This is a genomic window from Streptococcus sp. 9.1 (genome assembly GCF_016648815.1).
In the GTDB taxonomy this organism is placed as follows: Bacteria; Bacillota; Bacilli; order Lactobacillales; family Streptococcaceae; genus Streptococcus; species Streptococcus salivarius_E.
The window spans coordinates 1-15,510 of sequence record NZ_JACLQS010000008.1 but is presented as its reverse complement, the minus strand read 5'-3'; the positions used below and the strand labels follow the sequence as shown (position 1 = coordinate 15,510).

The following is a 15,510-nucleotide window of genomic DNA, read 5'->3' as shown; positions in this document are numbered from 1 at the left end:
AGGACCTTGGCCACCCTTGATACCTAGATTCCACCTTATAACGCAAGGTAATATGCAAGCCCTAACCCTAGAGGATTTTCTTTTCTTACAGAAAAAGTTAGCTATCACTCTTTACACCCTTTACAGCTTCTGTAAAGCCCTAGTCGAAAAGGCCACCCAAACCTAAGGCAGCAAAAGGATTGTTACTGACTTCTTCCTGTTGCTCCAAAAGTTTGGCATTCTCATCTAATTCGAGAAACTTCTCGTAAATCTGTGCGGTCATACGAGCATCCTCCAAGCTGTTATGACCGTGTCCCTTGATTCCAAAGAAATCTGCCACACTAGTCAACTTGAGGTTAACAATACCGTTCAAATCAGAAGCACGACGGTCAAAGGCCTCATCGAAAACATCTAAAGCATATTGCTCTTCCAAGTCCAAACCATTTTCAGCTAGAATAGGCAAATCTGATTTAAGAGCATTGTAGCCAATAAGTGGAGTGTCACCAACAAATGATTTAAAATCCGCCAGAACAGACTCTAGCTTTGGTGCCTTGGCAATCTTATCCGCTGTAATTCCAGTCAAACCATTGATAAAGGACTGCAAAGGAACATCCGAATAGACAAAAGAGTCAAACTGGTCCACTTCCTTATGCTGGTCCATCTTAACCGCCGACACTTGGATGATATGGCTAACGCCATCCACCGTATTGAACTCCAAATCAAAGGCAATATATGTTTCTAAATTTTCCATCTTTATCTCCTACAATAGTTAAAGCTGAGACTGAGTCCCAGCTTCTTTTTTATTTTCCAAATAGACGTCCAAAAAAACCTTTTTTAGAAGCTTCTTCTTGTTTGGTCTGGATTTCTTCCACTTGGGCCTTGGCTTCGTCAACCTCAACCTTAGCCTCATCAAGTTCCAGTTTAAGCTCTTCCTTGTCCTTCATAGCAGTCAAGGTCAATTGCTGCTGTTGATCAATTTGCTTGTCCTTTTCGGCGATTTGAACGTCTTTGACACGCAATTGGTCATCCATGTTAGACAACTGCTCGTCCTTAGCCTTCAACTGAGCATAGAGACGGGCAATCTCAGAGTTTTTCTCGTCTACAAGAATCTCCAACAACTCACGTTGTTTTGTTTCTTCATCGATTGGCTCATCGTCAAAGATGGTTTTCTTGTAGATTTCCTCCAACTTAATCAAGCCACTGCGTTTAACGACAGTAACTCCTTTAGCATTTTTTTCTAGATCTTCTTCTGGAAGTTGTTTGACACGATTATTGACTGCTTGACGACTAACGCCAAGGATTTCAGCAATCTCGCTGACTGTCTTTTCAATACTCATAATAGCCTCATTTTCTCTTGAAATGTCTTACTATGAGAATATCACAATCACTCCTTTCTGTCAATTTGACTAGTTATTCTGGATATCTGAAGGACTTTTTTTCCTTTCACTCTTCAAACAATTTACTTGATAGGAAGCTAAGCTTTTGGTAAACTATGTGTGGGTATAAATGTATATAGAAGGAAAGTCTTTAACTTAAACAATCGGTACTTCCAAATTGAGTTTGGTCGGTATCAGATCTGTTGTATCTAGGAATGGTGGGAACAATTCCACAAGGTTTGGGATTTTCATTCTTGCTCCAATTTTTGATGGTATTCGAGCAACCTTGGTTGCAAAACGACTTGATATTGAAGCATAAATCACATTATCTTCAACGGTTTGACTGTTGGAGTTTTTTTTATTGTTACTTTACTCGCTTACTAAAGCCTCATATTGCCATCCGAGATTGAAAAAAGCCCTAAATTATGCCATAATAAACAAAAGCAAAATAGAAAGAATGAGTCCTATGAAAAACTTCCGTGATGATATTAAGGTCAATGATTTGGCCCAGCCCTTCTTAGAGCCAATCGTCGAACAAATGACCACTGTATTCGACCCTGAGATTGAGCTAGACATTTACAACCTTGGTTTGATTTATGAAATCACTGTCGATGAAAATGGCCACTGCTACTTCCTTATGACCTTTACTGATACTGGTTGTGGCTGTGAAGAGACTATGCCTTATGAAATCGCTGAAAAGCTAAAATCCATTGACGGTATTAACTCTGTCAAGGTGGAAACCACTTATTCACCGGTCTGGAAGATGACACGCATCAGTCGTTATGGACGTATCGCTCTTGGTATCTCACCTCGAGGCGGAAAATAAAAGGAAAACCGGTTGGACATTTCCAACCGGTTTTTTACTAGAGTAACAACAGACAAACCATTACTTGTCATCACACTGCCAACAACTGTCTTAGAAATTAATATCAAAAAATCACATCGAACAAATGTCCGGTGTGATTTTGTTGATATCATTTCATTAGGCTTTACCTGATTTATCCATATTCCAGAAGTCGGTAACGGCACCACGTGACGCTGAAGAAACGATGTGAGCGTATTTACCGAGGACACCACGGCTATAAAGTGGTGGCAACTCAGTTTCCGCTTTACGTTTCGCCAACTCTTCGTCTGAAACGTGCATCGTAATTTCTTTGGTATCTTGGTCAACTGTAACCATATCACCTGTACGGAGGTAGGCAATAGGTCCACCAACCTGAGCTTCAGGAGCAATGTGACCAACAACGAGTCCGTAAGTACCACCTGAGAAACGTCCATCTGTCAAGAGGGCAACCTTGTCCCCTTGACCTTTACCAACGATCATTGAAGACAATGACAACATTTCTGGCATACCAGGACCACCCTTAGGACCTACAAAACGTACAACAACTACGTCGCCATCAACGATTTCATCAGAAAGAACTGCTTCGATGGCATCTTCTTCTGAGTCAAATACTTTAGCAGGACCAGTGATGTTACGAACTTTAACCCCTGATACTTTGGCAACCGCACCTTCTGGAGCCAAGTTACCTTTCAAGATAATCAATGGACCATCAGCACGTTTAGGATTTTCAAGCGGCATGATGACTTTTTGACCTGGTGTCAAATCATCGAAGGCCTCCAAGTTTTCTGCAACAGTCTTACCAGTACATGTGATACGATCACCGTGAAGGAAACCATTCTTAAGAAGGTATTTCATAACGGCTGGTACACCACCAACATTGTAAAGATCTTGGAAGACATATTGACCTGAAGGTTTCAAGTCAGCCAAGTGAGGCACACGCTCTTGGAAATCGTTGAAATCTTCAAGTGTCAAATCAACGTTAGCTGCATGAGCAATAGCAAGCAAGTGAAGTGTCGCATTTGTTGAACCACCAAGTGCCATTGTGACAGTGATGGCATCTTCAAAGGCTTCACGTGTCAAGATATCTGATGGCTTAAGACCTAGTTCAAGCATCTTAACAACTGCACGACCTGCTTCTTCGATATCTGCTTTCTTCTCAGCTGATTCTGCAGGGTGAGATGATGATCCTGGAAGGCTCATCCCCATTACTTCGATTGCTGTCGCCATTGTGTTGGCAGTATACATACCACCACAACCACCAGGGCCAGGGCAGGCATTACATTCAAGATTTTTAACCTCTTCTGCGGTCATATCACCGTGGTTCCATTTACCGATACCTTCGAAAACAGAAACCAAGTCGATATCCTTACCGTTAAGATTACCTGGTGCAATGGTACCACCATAGGCAAAAATCGCTGGAATATCCATGTTAGCAATGGCAATCATAGAACCAGGCATGTTCTTATCACAACCACCGATTGCAACAAAGGCATCGACGTTGTGACCACCCATAGCTGCTTCGATTGAGTCAGCAATGATATCACGAGATGTCAATGAGAAACGCATCCCTGGTGTCCCCATGGCAATACCATCGGCAACGGTAATCGTACCAAATTGAACCGGCCAAGCACCCGCGTCTTTAACACCCTCTTTGGCAATTTGACCAAAACCGTGCAAGTGGATATTACATGGTGTGTTCTCAGCCCAAGTTGAGATAACCCCAACAATAGGCTTTTCAAAACTATCATCCGTCATCCCAGTCGCACGAAGCATGGCACGGTTAGGTGATTTAACCATGCTATCGTAGACAGATGAACGGTGTTTCATGTTATTTTCAGACACGATATTTTCCTCCATAGTTAATAACTATTCTAATTTAAACTTCTACTCCTATTCTAACATAAATTGTCTAAAAAAACTGACCATTTACCAACTATTCTCCCTTTTTAAATTATGCTAAAATAAAGGCATGAAACATTTTGATACTATCGTTATTGGTGGAGGGCCTGCTGGCATGATGGCAACCATTGCCTCAGCCTTCTATGGCCAACAAACCCTCCTAATTGAAAAAAACAAACGTCTCGGAAAGAAGCTGTCTGGTACTGGTGGTGGACGTTGTAATGTTACTAACAACGGGACTTTAGACGACCTTCTAGCAGGCATTCCTGGTAATGGACGTTTCCTCTATAGCGTCTTTTCACAATTTGATAACCACGATATCATTGCTTTTTTCGAGGACAATGGTGTCAAACTCAAGGTTGAGGATCACGGACGTGTCTTCCCTAAGACAGATAAATCACGGACCATCATCCAAGCTCTGGAAAATAAAATTCAAGAACTGGGCGCTAGTATCCTTACCAATACAGAAGTTGTCTCCGTCAAAAAAGTTGATAAGCAATTCCAAGTTAAGTCTTCAGACCAGACTTTTACCAGTGATAAACTCATCGTCACAACTGGAGGAAAATCCTACCCATCGACTGGTTCAACTGGTTTTGGACATGATATTGCCCGCCATTTTAAGCTCCATGTCACTGAACTTGAAGCTGCGGAAAGTCCACTCCTAACCGACTTTCCTCACAAGGCTTTACAGGGAATTTCTCTTGACGATGTCACTCTGTCCTATGGCAAACACAAGATTACTCACGACCTTCTCTTCACCCATTTTGGCCTATCTGGACCAGCCGCCCTACGTCTTTCCAGTTTTGTCAAGGGTGGTGAGATAGCTCATCTGGACTTTCTTCCCAACCAAAGCCAAGAAAATCTCAAGGCTTACTTTGAGGAAAATCGCGAGAAATCTGTCAAAAACACCCTCAAAGCTCTTGTACCTGAGCGTGTCGCTGAATTCCTAGCAGAAGACAAGGCTGATAGCAAGGTTAAACAACTGCATCCAAAAGACTTGGAAAACATTATCAGTCAGCTTAAGGGCATGGAAATTCCAATCACAGGTAAAATGTCACTTGCCAAATCCTTTGTGACTAAAGGTGGCGTTGACCTTAAGGAAATTAATCCCAAGACTCTAGAAAGTAAAAAAGTCCCTCACCTACACTTTGCAGGAGAGGTACTTGACATCAATGCCCATACTGGTGGCTTTAACATTACTAGCGCCCTCTGTACCGGTTGGGTAGCAGGGATTCAGAGCCCTTGGGACTAAGGATTGAGTCCTCCTATCATAAAAAGCTGTTAAAACCATCTTCTTTTTAATTACTATACCTAAAAAGTGTCCCTTCTAAAACGGCTCTATAATTTCTGTAGTGGGTAAAACCACTGTAGAGATTATGGAGCTTTTTGAGTGTAAACAAAAAGTCCCATAAGAACTATAATGAAAAGCGACCAAACCATCATTAGGAAGAACTCATGAGACTTATTAAGAATACCACAGAATTAATTGGAATTAAAGACCCTAACATCATTATTTCACTTGTTTTTGAAACTAACACTCATATCGAGATTCATGCAAAACTTGATTACCCTGCACCATCATGTCCTCATTGCCATGGAAAGATGATCAAGTACGACTTTCAAAAGACTTCTAAAATCCCTCTTCTTGAACAAGCTGGAACTCCAACACTACTACGTCTGAAGAAACGTCGCTTCCAGTGTAAAGTGTGTAGGAGAGTCACGGTAGCTAAGACATCAATCGTTGAGAAAAACTGCCAAATCTCCAATCTTGTTCGACAAAAGGTTGCACAACTTCTAACTGAGAAGGTATCACTAACGGATATTGCCAGAAGACTTCGTGTATCGACGTCCACTGTCTATCGTAAACTTGACCAGTTTACTTTCAAGGAACATTATGACAAACTCCCAGCTGTTATGTCCTGGGATGAGTTTGGGTTCAAGAAAGGTGAACTCGCTTTTGTGGCTCAAAACTATGAGACAAACAAACTCATAACCATCCTTGATAATCGCCGTCAAACCACTATTCGAAACTACTTTTTGAAGTATCCATTGAAAGTACGACAAAAGGTACGGTTTATCACGATGGACATGTCAGGAGCCTATATGCCACTAGCTCGAAGACTTTTTCCAAATGCCGAAATCATTATTGATCGTTTCCACATCATCCAGCACCTTGGACGTGCCTTTTTAAAGACAAGAATTGCGATTATGAACCAGTTTGATAAGAAGTCACTACCTTATCGAGCTTTAAAAAATCACTGGAGACTCTTCCAAAAGGACAGCCGTAAGTTATCTCTCAACCCTTTTTACTCAAAGACCTTCCATCAAACATTATGCCCACATGAAGTCGTTGAGAAGACACTGAATTTCTCAGAAGAACTCACCAATTATTATAACCTCTATCAGCTTTTGCTTTTTCACTTTCAGGAGAAGAGGGGGGATGAGTTTTTTGAACTCATAGAGGAGAATATAAGCAAGGTCAATCATTACTTCAAAACAGTCTTTAGGACTTTTCGTAAACATAAACAATACATCAAAAATGCACTAGAAACACATTACTCAAATGCAAAATTGGAGGGGACCAATAAGCTTATCAAAGATATTAAACGTCTGGGCTTCGGTTTTAGAAACTTTATTAACTTTAGGAAGCGTGTTTTCATCACTCTGAACATACAAAAAGAGAAAACCTATCAGGTTCTCTCTAGATGTTAGCTTTTCGTCACCCACTACAGTTGACAAAGAGCCTCTAAAACGGAAGGGACACTTTGTCTATTTCTCAAAGGAGAGGAGGGGATTCGAACCCCCGAGCCCCGTTAAGGACTACACACTTTCCAAGCGTGCGCACTCGGCCTCTATGCGACCTCTCCACATCAAACGATTAGCCATCAATAGGCTAATCGTTATTTTTAATCAAGTTTTCAATAATTAATCTTTAAACTGAGCCTCTACTCGGTAGATGACCTGACCTTTTTCTGAGAACTTACGCTCGTACTCAGTCATGACATTGCCCTCATAATCACTTGCATGAAGGTCCAACCAAACTTTGTTGAGAACCATTCCATACTGTGAAAAGCTCGCCAAACTGTATTCGAAAAGTCCACGATTGTCTGTCTTAAAGTGAATCTCTCCGTTTTTAGGCAGAATTTGCTTATAAGTATCTAGGAAAGTCTTGTAAGTTAGACGACGTTTCTCATGACGGCTCTTAGGCCATGGATCTGAGAAATTCAGATACATCATATCCACTTCACCATCTTCGAAATAGTTGGTCAAGGAAGATCCATCCACACGCAAGAGTTTGACATTTTCAGCACCAGAAGCCAAGACCTTATCCAAGGCATAGCTCAAAACAGACAACTGAATATCAATACCAATGTAGTTGATGTCAGGGTTTTGTTGGGCCATACCAGTAATGAAGGCCCCTTTACCAGATCCTACCTCGATATGGATAGGATTATCATTACCAAAAAGCTCATGCCACTTACCTTTAGCAGCTTCCGGCTCAAGAATAACGTACTGAGGATGGTTAGCTAGGTGTTCCTCTGCACCTTTACGTTTTCTAACTCGCATGTCTACTTTCTAATATCTGTGCAAGGTCTCTCTGAATTTACGAAGTTCATAAATCTCTCGGTTGGCATGTTCCATATCACGACTATCAAAGAATTTTGAAATCTGTGTCAAGTATGAAAATTGCCCATACCAGTAAATCTTGTCCATCACAAGGTCATTGTTCTTATAGCCATAGTATGACAACCACTGGGGCCAATGTGCCAATGGAATGTAATGGCTGAGGATTTGTGCCACATCATACATACGATCTGTTAGACGTACAGAATCCCAATCAACCAAATAAATCAATCCTGAGGTTGTGATGACAAAGTTACTATGACGAGCATCTCCGTGAACAATTGTTGCAATCTCCGCACGAAACTCTGGAAGATGACGTTTCAAATCTCTAACAACGTCTTGAAGGAAGCCATTTTCACGCAATTGATAAGCGGCATTTTCTTCCCACTCGTGTAGAAGATCAAAAGGATTTTCAATATGATAATCCAACTGCAAAAGTTGATTAACCAAGTGTTTAGAGCGGTGCAAATTACCAAGAATTTGGATAATCTGTTTACTGTTCATGTCATGTTTGGTCAAAATACGACCATCAAGCCACTCCTGTGCACTCATCATGTCACCATTTCCCAGACGCTTAGCCCACAAGAGCTGTGGTGCAATCTGTTCCTTGGCAAGAGCTGCCAAGATTGGTGTTGTATTCATCTTCACAAAGACGCGATCTCCGTTTGGGTAAGTTCCCATATAGGCCTTACCACTATTTCCTTTGAGAGGAGTCAGGCTCAAATCTTTATCTGTTGATGTCACCTAGGCATCTCCTTTTTCTTTAGTCATTCGTTTCTATTTTAACTTATTTAATAGGTGTTAGTCAATCATCTTCTTAAGCTTGGCTGGTAGGTAAACAAGGCTCAAAACTAGCATAATTCCAACCAAGATCAGGCTAAATTTAAGATCGAAGAGGCAAATAGCCTGGACCAGAGTCAGCACAAGTACAATCTGAGTAATCAAGCGCTTAAGATTGCTCACCTGCATGTCTTTTCCAACTGGCATAAGGTTAGCCATTCTCTGATAAGCAAAGTGCGATTTAAGCGCCGTGAGCTGGAAGAGCAAAAGGTAGTCAAAAACAACCACAAGAACCATAGCCAGCCATTTTTCAGGAACCAAAAAGATAACTAAAAGCGTTAGGGCAAAAAGGCGTAGGCTAAGGGCAAAGTAATCTCCAGAACGCAAGAAGGCTCTTAGGTAAAGATTATACCAGGTATTTTCCTTGTCTTTCTTTGTACGTTTGAGAACACCATCCAAATAGGCACGACGTTTAACACTCGACGTAATCCCTTTAACATTGGTAAAGAGTGAAAAGAACTTCAAGATCGATTGTTGACGCTTATTTTCTCCTGCAATAGCTTCAGTCCAATTCAGTCCAGACTGCTTATAAAAAGGTTGAGCCTTTTTCTGGAAAATAACATACTTAAGAATAGCCATAGCCACAGCTACAAGGATAACTCCCCAAACTGGAAGTCTCAAGGCTAAAAAGAGAGGAATAACCAAAATAAAAATCAGGGTTTGTACTATTACCCAAAATCTAAAAGCACGTCCTGTTGCCTTCTTAACATGGTCTAGCACCTCTTCTTCCTTAACCAAAAGGTAGTGCTTGTCCGCAGGTTCTAGATAAGTCGCAATATTCCCCCAGAAAGGTAATAACAGACAAAGCATAAGCAAGCCAAGAATAATTGCCCACGGATTCTTTGGAAAATGTCGAAGCAACTGGCTATACTGAACCAAGACAAAACCTAGCAGAAAGAGAAGAACCAAGATAAAATGATCATTAAACACGTAGCGACTATACTTAGCACAGCGGGCATTGAATCGCTTGCTACGCTCCTTAAATAGCTTAGCTATCATGACAATTCTCCCTTAGTTAACTGCATGTAAATATCGTTAAGACTGGCACTATCGTCGCCAAAAGTCTGACGGAGCTCCTCGAGAGTCCCCTGTGCTAAGACCTGTCCATGGTGCAAAATCACAAAGCGATCACACATCTTCTCGGCTGAATCCAAAACGTGGGTAGACATGAGAATCGCCTTGCCCTTAGCTTTTTCCTCAGCTAAAAGCTCAATCAAGTCCGAAATCGCCAAGGGATCCAAACCTAGGAAGGGCTCATCAACAATGAGAAGACTTGGACCAACAATAAAGGCACAGATAATCATAACCTTCTGCTTCATTCCCTTTGAAAACTGAGTCGGGAACCAATCTAACTTTTCATCTAAGCGAAAGAGTTTGAGGTACTTGTCCGCACGTGCCATCCCCTCAGTCACATCAAGACCATAGGCCATCAACACCGTTTCCAAATGTTCACGAAGCGTCAACTCTTCATAGAGACTTGGCGTTTCAGGAATATAGCCAATCTTCTGACGATAGCTAGCTGGATCTTGTTGAATAGTTAACCCATCAATGGCAATCTGTCCCCCATAAGGTGTTAAGAGACCAATAATCTCGTTAATTGTTGTTGATTTTCCAGCACCATTAAGACCAATGAGACCAACCAATTCACCATCAGCCACCTCAAAAGTCACATCTTTTAGGACGGGAATATTAGCGTAACCACCCGTCACCTTTTCTAATTTAAGCATTATCTTTTCTCTCTTTGGTATGATATAATCTATTATAACAAAAACTCATGGAAAGGTCGTTATTATGGATAATTGTATTTTCTGTAAAATTATATCTGGAGAAATCCCTTCATCAAAAGTCTACGAGGACGACAAGGTTCTAGCCTTCCTCGATATTTCACAAGCTACAAAAGGACATACCTTGGTTATTCCTAAAGAGCACGTTCGTAACATCTTAGAAATGTCTGCTGAGACCGCTGAGACTGTCTTTAGCCGTGTTCCAAAAATTGCTCGTGCCGTGCAAAAAGCAACTGGAGCAATCGGCATGAATATCCTTAATAACAACGAAGAAGTTGCTGGACAAACCGTCTTCCACGCTCATATTCATCTCGTTCCTCGTTACGGTGCAGACGATGGTATCCACATGGGATTTGACGAACACGAACCAGACTTCGCTGCCCTGGCCGACCTTGCTGACAGCATCGCTAAAGAGGTAACAGAATGAAAATCGGACGCTTTCTAGCTCTTGGAGCTCTTGCCTACGGTGCCTACTACGCCTATAAACGACGTGAAGACATCAAAGAGGAAATCCTAGACCTCAACCAATCACGAGAAAATATCTCTCACGATCTGGACAATATCAAACGCAACCTTGACATCATCAAGGAACAAAACCTTGTTCTTGCTGACATCAAACAAGACCTCAACTATAAAACACGCGTCTTCAAAAAAGACCTCGAACCCCGACTCAACATCATCCAAGAACGCTTGCAAAAGTATCAAGGTGATGATAAAGAATAAAGGTAAGTAGCATCGGCTACTTACCTTTTTTATCAATGATGAAAACTTATAAAAAGTTTATGGATAGTGTAATAGTCACTCAATGTTCCTTTTTTTCACAACAGAAAGTATCATTCAATAATAAAAGGCACCACTAATCAGATTAAAGAGAACACTACTAAACCTATTTTCATATAATTACTATTTCTTTTTTAAAGCATTAATAATAGAACGTGTTGCTGATTTCGTTAAGCCTTGATTTTTAGGATGTGTCCTTAAATAGGAATGGACTTTGGTACCAGTATCTGAACGTGTGTAACCATTTGTATTAACAATCTTATTACTTAACAGTTTATCCAATAAATCCATTCTGCATCTCCTCACAATTAGTAATTAAAATTTATACTAAATGAATTCATTGTATCATAGTTACCATTCTGTATATTAGCAGTCCACCCAATATTTTCACCGCTCTTCATTTTATGCTTATAGTAGTTTGCTTTTTTTGCTTTTTCGTCTGATTCCTCAACTTTCTGTCCTGGATTAACTGCAACAAATTCTGATATAGATACTGACTGCTCTCCTTTCGGATCGATACTAGATTGTGACGAACTAAATGGTGTTGCTTCAATACTATTGTTAATTACAAAAGTTGATTTTATATTAATTTCTTTATCCGTTAAGTTATCAATAATAATATTTCCACCAGTTCTTGTTATTTTAATATTTTTATCACTATATAGTTCTTCCGTTTTTGCTTCGGAAGATTTGAGACCTACGCTCAAATCTTAGGAATGGAATTCCGTTAGGAAGTCGCTTCCGTCCGTAGCACCCAAGGAAAGTCTTAAATAAAAAAGAAAAAAACAGAGATGTCTACTAACATCTCTGCTTCATAATAGGATTAGGAGGTTTTATGCTTTTTATTTAGCATCTTTTTCTTTGATAACCAAGACACCATCTTCCATATCAGCTTCTAGGTGTTTAGCATCAAGGTTATCCAAGTGGAAGTCTGTGACTTTGTCACGGATTTGTTGTTCAACCACACGGCGGAGTGGACGAACACCCATGACTTCATCGTAGCCTTCTTCAGTCATGTATTCTTTAGCAGCTTCGCTAACTGCCAAGTCAATGTCTTTCTTAGAAAGCGTCTTGTTAACTTCAACCAACATAAGGTCTACAATCTTAGAAAGATCTTCTTTGCTCAAGTGTGAGAATTCGATGACAGCATTGAAACGGTTAAGGAATTCTGGACGGAAATAAGGTTTCAAACGATCCATAAGTTCTGGTTTATCAGCATCTTCTGTCAAGTTAGCTTCGTAACCAAAGCCTGCGTTTGAAGTTGCGATAATCACAGTATTCTTGAAGTTTACAGTGTTACCTTGACCATCTGTCAAACGACCATCGTCCAAAACTTGGAGGAGAAGGGTGATGACTTGAGGGTCAGCCTTTTCAATTTCGTCGAGAAGAACGATTGAGTATGGGTTACGGCGAACACGTTCTGTCAAAGTATTGCTATTGTCATCATAACCAACATAACCAGCTGTCGTACCAATCAATTTAGAAACGGCTGTGCGGTCGCTGTATTCTGACATGTCCAAACGGATAATGGCATCTTTGGTTCCGAACATATCAAGAGCCAATTGTTTAGCCAACTCAGTTTTACCAACACCAGTAGGTCCTACAAAGAGGAAGCTACCGATTGGACGGTTACCTTCGTCAAATCCTGCACGGTTACGACGGATGGCACGTGCCACTGCTTCAACGGCCTTATCTTGACCGATAACTTTAGTTTGCAAACGGTGGCCCATATCTTTCAAACGTTCGATATCAGTTGCTCCCATTTGCGATACTGGGATACCAGTCATACGTTCTACAGATTCAGCCACATCGTTAACAGTTGCAGTGACTTTAAGGTCTGCTGTGTGGTTAGCAATTTTCTTTTCAAGTTCTTCAATACGAACCTTAGCGTTTAGAGCTGCTTCGTAGTCTTCTTTGGCAGCTGCAGCTTCTTGTTTAGCTTTTTCTTCTTCAATTTCATGTTCAACAGCATTCACATCAGTCACTGGGTGTTGAGCAGCCAAGTGAGCAGCTGTTACATCGACAAGGTCGATAGCCTTATCTGGCAAGCTACGTTGTGGAATGTATTGTACAGAGAAATCTACCGCTGCCTTCAAAACATCATCTGGCAAGATAACATTGTGGTGTTTTTCATAAAGATCACGGATACCTTGGAGAATCTTGAAGGTATCTTCAGCAGAAGGAGCATTAACCTTAACTTCGTTGAAACGACGAGCAAGAGCAGCGTTCTTCAAGATAGTGTTACGGTATTCATCCTGAGTTGTTGCACCAATCACTGTCAATTCACCACGTGAAAGAGCAGGTTTCAAGATATCAGCAAGACCTTTAGACCCTTGGCCATCGCCAGTGCTTCCGGCACCAAGAATTTGGTGGATTTCATCGAAGAAGAGGATAATATTTCCAGCTTCTTTGACTTCATTTACCAAGTTTTGAATGTTTTCTTCAAAGCTACCACGGTATTGCGTACCAGCTTCAAGTCCAGAAATATCAATTGAGATGATTTCTTTGTTCTTGATAGCAGCTGGGACATCACCATTAACGATAGCTTGAGCCAAACCTTCAACTACAGCTGTTTTACCAACACCAGCGTCCCCGACAAGGACTGGGTTATTCTTGGTACGACGAGCCAAGATTTCGCAAGCTTCTTGGATTTCTTTGTTACGTCCGATAACAGGATCCAATTTACCTTCGCGAGCTTCTTCAGTCAAGTTACGACCAAGTTTAGCAAGAATACCATCTTGTTTAGGTCCTTTACCTTGTTGTTGAGTTGGGTTCACTGCTTCACCTTCATTACCAGGCAATTGACCTGTTTGACGGTAAATCGCAAATTCTTCAGGTGTCACTTCACGACCGTTAATCATGTAGCGACGGTTTTCTGAACGGTAACCACCCATGTTACCCATCAATTGATTGAAAAGATCGTCCATATTGTTAAAGTTGTTGTTCATATAATTACCTCGTTTTGTGTTTTCTTGTGAATTTTTTTAAGTGTTATTTTTATGTTAATGTGTTTTTTGACTTTTACTGACCAAAACCCTAAAAATTTTTAGTAGCTTCAACTACTCTTCTAATAATCTCAGGTTTTGCTCTTGGTAGGAGACTGAGAACTTTCACAGTCTTAAATAAATTGTCATTTAGCATAAGAGCCACCTTCTTTCTGTGAATCTCTCAATATAGCTAACTTCCAAGCCTCTTTCAGAAAGAAACTTGTAGATTAAGGAAACCTTTTTCCTTATAGCTTTATCATATACCTTTCATCTGCTTGGGTCAAGAATTTAGTTTTGACTTTTACTGACCTTTTTAATGAAAATTTAAGCAGACAAGCTGCAATCTTTTCATATCGATATATGGACTGTTTTGACAGCCTTCATAAGGATTTCATTTCCTTATGTTTATATTGTACAACATTGGTCAGTATTAGTCAATATCTTTTTTGACTTTTTTTGACCTTTGTCATAAACTTTTTTGCAGTCAAACCAAAATAACTTTATGACAAGTATTTAGGCAAGCACTGCAAGATTTATATTTATAAGGAAGCTAAATCCTTATGCGACTATCATACACCATTAGTCAGTAAAGGTCAATGGCTTTGTTTGATCTTTTTTGACCTTTTTGAAAATAATTTACGGAAAGTAAAAAAGCCTACCAAAGGTAGACCTAATAATGATCTTTGAAAGAGAGAAAGGCGACACTTTTACCATCAATCATATAAATCAAACGATTTTCAGCATCAATTCGCCGAGACCAAGCTCCTTGAAAGTCATACTTCAAGGGTTCTGGTTTCCCAATACCTGAAAAAGGATCCCGTTGAATGTCTTTAATCAGCTTATTGATTCGCTTAAGTGTCTTCCTATCCTGATTTTGCCAATAACAATAATCCATCCATGCATCTTCAGTGAAAGTGAGTAACATTTTCTACTCCTTTAGTGCATGCTCTTGAGTCTCTCCGGAACGCACCTGAGCCATTCCCCTTAAAACCTTGTCTGAAAGTTCTTTATTTTGAACAATACGCAATGTTTCTTGAATACTATCCCACTCACTCTTTGAGACCACTACAATATCTTCATCGGGATTTTTATTGACTACAGCTAGAGGTTCAAATTCATCATTAACCTTTTTCATATAATCCTTCAAATGATTTCGAAACGTTGAATAGACGACTGCTTCCATTAGCATACCTCATTTTCCTCTTTTCTTTTATTATATACCAAGAGTATAAACTTGTACAAGTTCCTGACAAGTTTATACTTTCTATAACATTTATTCGAAAAATTGTAAAATATAGTGCAACAAAAAAACTCATAGCTTTTCATTGGTGTAAACTGTAAGTAACCACACAAACAGAACCCGAGGAAACACTATGAGCTACTCCCATCTTACCATA

At 40.3% G+C, this 15,510-nt stretch carries 16 protein-coding genes, 1 tRNA gene and 1 pseudogene; 5 read left to right on the top strand and 13 right to left on the bottom strand.

Going from position 1 to position 15,510, the window contains the following annotated elements; all coding sequences use genetic code 11:
• Nucleotides 1-139: 139 nt before the first annotated feature.
• On the bottom strand, nt 140-730 hold the full coding sequence (locus tag H7T93_RS06670) for a 3'-5' exonuclease (RefSeq protein WP_037604076.1): 591 nt from the start codon (nt 728-730) through the stop codon (nt 140-142).
• A 49-nt stretch (nt 731-779) separates the two neighbouring features.
• The gene (locus tag H7T93_RS06665; protein WP_002884601.1) at nt 780-1,316 is read right to left on the bottom strand and encodes a DUF536 domain-containing protein; all 537 of its coding nucleotides are present in this window, start codon (nt 1,314-1,316) and stop codon (nt 780-782) included.
• A 505-nt stretch (nt 1,317-1,821) separates the two neighbouring features.
• On the opposite strand from H7T93_RS06665, the gene H7T93_RS06660 reads away from it, so the two are divergent.
• Complete coding sequence (locus tag H7T93_RS06660; protein ID WP_037598415.1) at nt 1,822-2,181, top strand: metal-sulfur cluster assembly factor; 360 nt, start codon at nt 1,822-1,824, stop codon at nt 2,179-2,181.
• Between the two features lie 156 nt (nt 2,182-2,337).
• Here H7T93_RS06660 and ilvD read toward each other — a convergent pair whose 3' ends face one another.
• Nucleotides 2,338-4,056, bottom strand: coding sequence for a dihydroxy-acid dehydratase (gene ilvD / locus H7T93_RS06655; RefSeq protein ID WP_155198240.1), 1,719 nt, complete (start codon nt 4,054-4,056; stop codon nt 2,338-2,340).
• Nucleotides 4,057-4,168: 112 nt separating this feature from the next.
• Between ilvD and H7T93_RS06650 the strand changes: the two genes are divergently transcribed.
• Both H7T93_RS06650 and H7T93_RS06645 read left to right on the top strand, forming a co-directional pair.
• Complete coding sequence (locus H7T93_RS06650; RefSeq protein ID WP_037604077.1) at nt 4,169-5,350, top strand: NAD(P)/FAD-dependent oxidoreductase; 1,182 nt, start codon at nt 4,169-4,171, stop codon at nt 5,348-5,350.
• Between the two features lie 203 nt (nt 5,351-5,553).
• Nucleotides 5,554-6,803 (top strand): annotated as a pseudogene (locus H7T93_RS06645) (ISL3 family transposase).
• Between the two features lie 75 nt (nt 6,804-6,878).
• Here H7T93_RS06645 and H7T93_RS06640 read toward each other — a convergent pair.
• From H7T93_RS06640 to H7T93_RS06620, 5 genes are all read right to left on the bottom strand, one after another.
• Nucleotides 6,879-6,965: transfer RNA gene (locus tag H7T93_RS06640), tRNA-Ser, on the bottom strand.
• A 58-nt stretch (nt 6,966-7,023) separates the two neighbouring features.
• Nucleotides 7,024-7,665, bottom strand: a complete 642-nt coding sequence (trmB, locus tag H7T93_RS06635; protein WP_037602675.1) for a tRNA (guanosine(46)-N7)-methyltransferase TrmB — start codon at nt 7,663-7,665, stop codon at nt 7,024-7,026.
• 9 nt (nt 7,666-7,674) lie between these two features.
• Nucleotides 7,675-8,466, bottom strand: coding sequence for a cell cycle regulator CcrZ (gene ccrZ / locus H7T93_RS06630; RefSeq protein WP_002884270.1), 792 nt, complete (start codon nt 8,464-8,466; stop codon nt 7,675-7,677).
• 57 nt (nt 8,467-8,523) lie between these two features.
• Nucleotides 8,524-9,561, bottom strand: coding sequence for an ABC transporter permease (locus tag H7T93_RS06625; protein WP_037602678.1), 1,038 nt, complete (start codon nt 9,559-9,561; stop codon nt 8,524-8,526).
• The gene (locus tag H7T93_RS06620; RefSeq protein ID WP_037602681.1) at nt 9,558-10,289 is read right to left on the bottom strand and encodes an ABC transporter ATP-binding protein; all 732 of its coding nucleotides are present in this window, start codon (nt 10,287-10,289) and stop codon (nt 9,558-9,560) included. The genes H7T93_RS06625 and H7T93_RS06620 overlap by 4 nt, the downstream gene beginning before the upstream one ends.
• A 64-nt stretch (nt 10,290-10,353) precedes the next feature.
• On the opposite strand from H7T93_RS06620, the gene H7T93_RS06615 reads away from it, so the two are divergent.
• Nucleotides 10,354-10,773: an HIT family protein gene (locus H7T93_RS06615; protein ID WP_002891660.1), complete on the top strand. Its 420-nt coding sequence runs from the start codon at nt 10,354-10,356 to the stop codon at nt 10,771-10,773.
• Nucleotides 10,770-11,069: a hypothetical protein gene (locus tag H7T93_RS06610; protein ID WP_037602683.1), complete on the top strand. Its 300-nt coding sequence runs from the start codon at nt 10,770-10,772 to the stop codon at nt 11,067-11,069. The genes H7T93_RS06615 and H7T93_RS06610 overlap by 4 nt, the downstream gene beginning before the upstream one ends.
• Nucleotides 11,070-11,249: 180 nt before the next feature.
• On the opposite strand, the gene H7T93_RS06605 is transcribed toward H7T93_RS06610, so the two are convergent.
• The 5 genes from H7T93_RS06605 to H7T93_RS06585 form a co-directional block, all read right to left on the bottom strand.
• Nucleotides 11,250-11,417 (bottom strand): hypothetical protein, encoded by a 168-nt coding sequence (locus tag H7T93_RS06605; RefSeq protein WP_162837453.1) that lies wholly within the window; start codon nt 11,415-11,417, stop codon nt 11,250-11,252.
• 17 nt (nt 11,418-11,434) lie between these two features.
• Nucleotides 11,435-11,833 (bottom strand): hypothetical protein, encoded by a 399-nt coding sequence (locus H7T93_RS06600; protein ID WP_037602686.1) that lies wholly within the window; start codon nt 11,831-11,833, stop codon nt 11,435-11,437.
• Nucleotides 11,834-11,968: 135 nt separating this feature from the next.
• Nucleotides 11,969-14,074, bottom strand: a complete 2,106-nt coding sequence (locus H7T93_RS06595) for an AAA family ATPase (protein ID WP_004183275.1) — start codon at nt 14,072-14,074, stop codon at nt 11,969-11,971.
• A 709-nt stretch (nt 14,075-14,783) separates the two neighbouring features.
• Nucleotides 14,784-15,038 carry a Txe/YoeB family addiction module toxin gene (locus H7T93_RS06590; protein ID WP_021143706.1) on the bottom strand — a complete coding sequence of 85 codons (255 nt, stop codon included), beginning with the start codon at nt 15,036-15,038 and terminating at the stop codon, nt 14,784-14,786.
• 3 nt (nt 15,039-15,041) lie between these two features.
• On the bottom strand, nt 15,042-15,296 hold the full coding sequence (locus H7T93_RS06585) for a type II toxin-antitoxin system Phd/YefM family antitoxin (protein WP_129852038.1): 255 nt from the start codon (nt 15,294-15,296) through the stop codon (nt 15,042-15,044).
• Between the last annotated feature and the right edge of the window lie 214 nt (nt 15,297-15,510).

Excerpts from the sequence above, each read along its gene's own strand:
- H7T93_RS06670 (WP_037604076.1), bottom strand. The coding sequence starts at position 730 with ATGGAAAATTTAGAAACATATATTGCCTTTGATTTGGAGTTCAATACG.
- H7T93_RS06665 (WP_002884601.1), bottom strand. The coding sequence starts at position 1,316 with ATGAGTATTGAAAAGACAGTCAGCGAGATTGCTGAAATCCTTGGCGTT.
- H7T93_RS06660 (WP_037598415.1), top strand. The coding sequence starts at position 1,822 with ATGAAAAACTTCCGTGATGATATTAAGGTCAATGATTTGGCCCAGCCC.
- ilvD (WP_155198240.1), bottom strand. The coding sequence starts at position 4,056 with ATGGAGGAAAATATCGTGTCTGAAAATAACATGAAACACCGTTCATCT.
- H7T93_RS06650 (WP_037604077.1), top strand. The coding sequence starts at position 4,169 with ATGAAACATTTTGATACTATCGTTATTGGTGGAGGGCCTGCTGGCATG.
- trmB (WP_037602675.1), bottom strand. The coding sequence starts at position 7,665 with ATGCGAGTTAGAAAACGTAAAGGTGCAGAGGAACACCTAGCTAACCAT.
- H7T93_RS06625 (WP_037602678.1), bottom strand. The coding sequence starts at position 9,561 with ATGATAGCTAAGCTATTTAAGGAGCGTAGCAAGCGATTCAATGCCCGC.
- H7T93_RS06620 (WP_037602681.1), bottom strand. The coding sequence starts at position 10,289 with ATGCTTAAATTAGAAAAGGTGACGGGTGGTTACGCTAATATTCCCGTC.
- H7T93_RS06615 (WP_002891660.1), top strand. The coding sequence starts at position 10,354 with ATGGATAATTGTATTTTCTGTAAAATTATATCTGGAGAAATCCCTTCA.
- H7T93_RS06610 (WP_037602683.1), top strand. The coding sequence starts at position 10,770 with ATGAAAATCGGACGCTTTCTAGCTCTTGGAGCTCTTGCCTACGGTGCC.
- H7T93_RS06605 (WP_162837453.1), bottom strand. The coding sequence starts at position 11,417 with ATGGATTTATTGGATAAACTGTTAAGTAATAAGATTGTTAATACAAAT.
- H7T93_RS06595 (WP_004183275.1), bottom strand. The coding sequence starts at position 14,074 with ATGAACAACAACTTTAACAATATGGACGATCTTTTCAATCAATTGATG.
- H7T93_RS06590 (WP_021143706.1), bottom strand. The coding sequence starts at position 15,038 with ATGTTACTCACTTTCACTGAAGATGCATGGATGGATTATTGTTATTGG.
- H7T93_RS06585 (WP_129852038.1), bottom strand. The coding sequence starts at position 15,296 with ATGGAAGCAGTCGTCTATTCAACGTTTCGAAATCATTTGAAGGATTAT.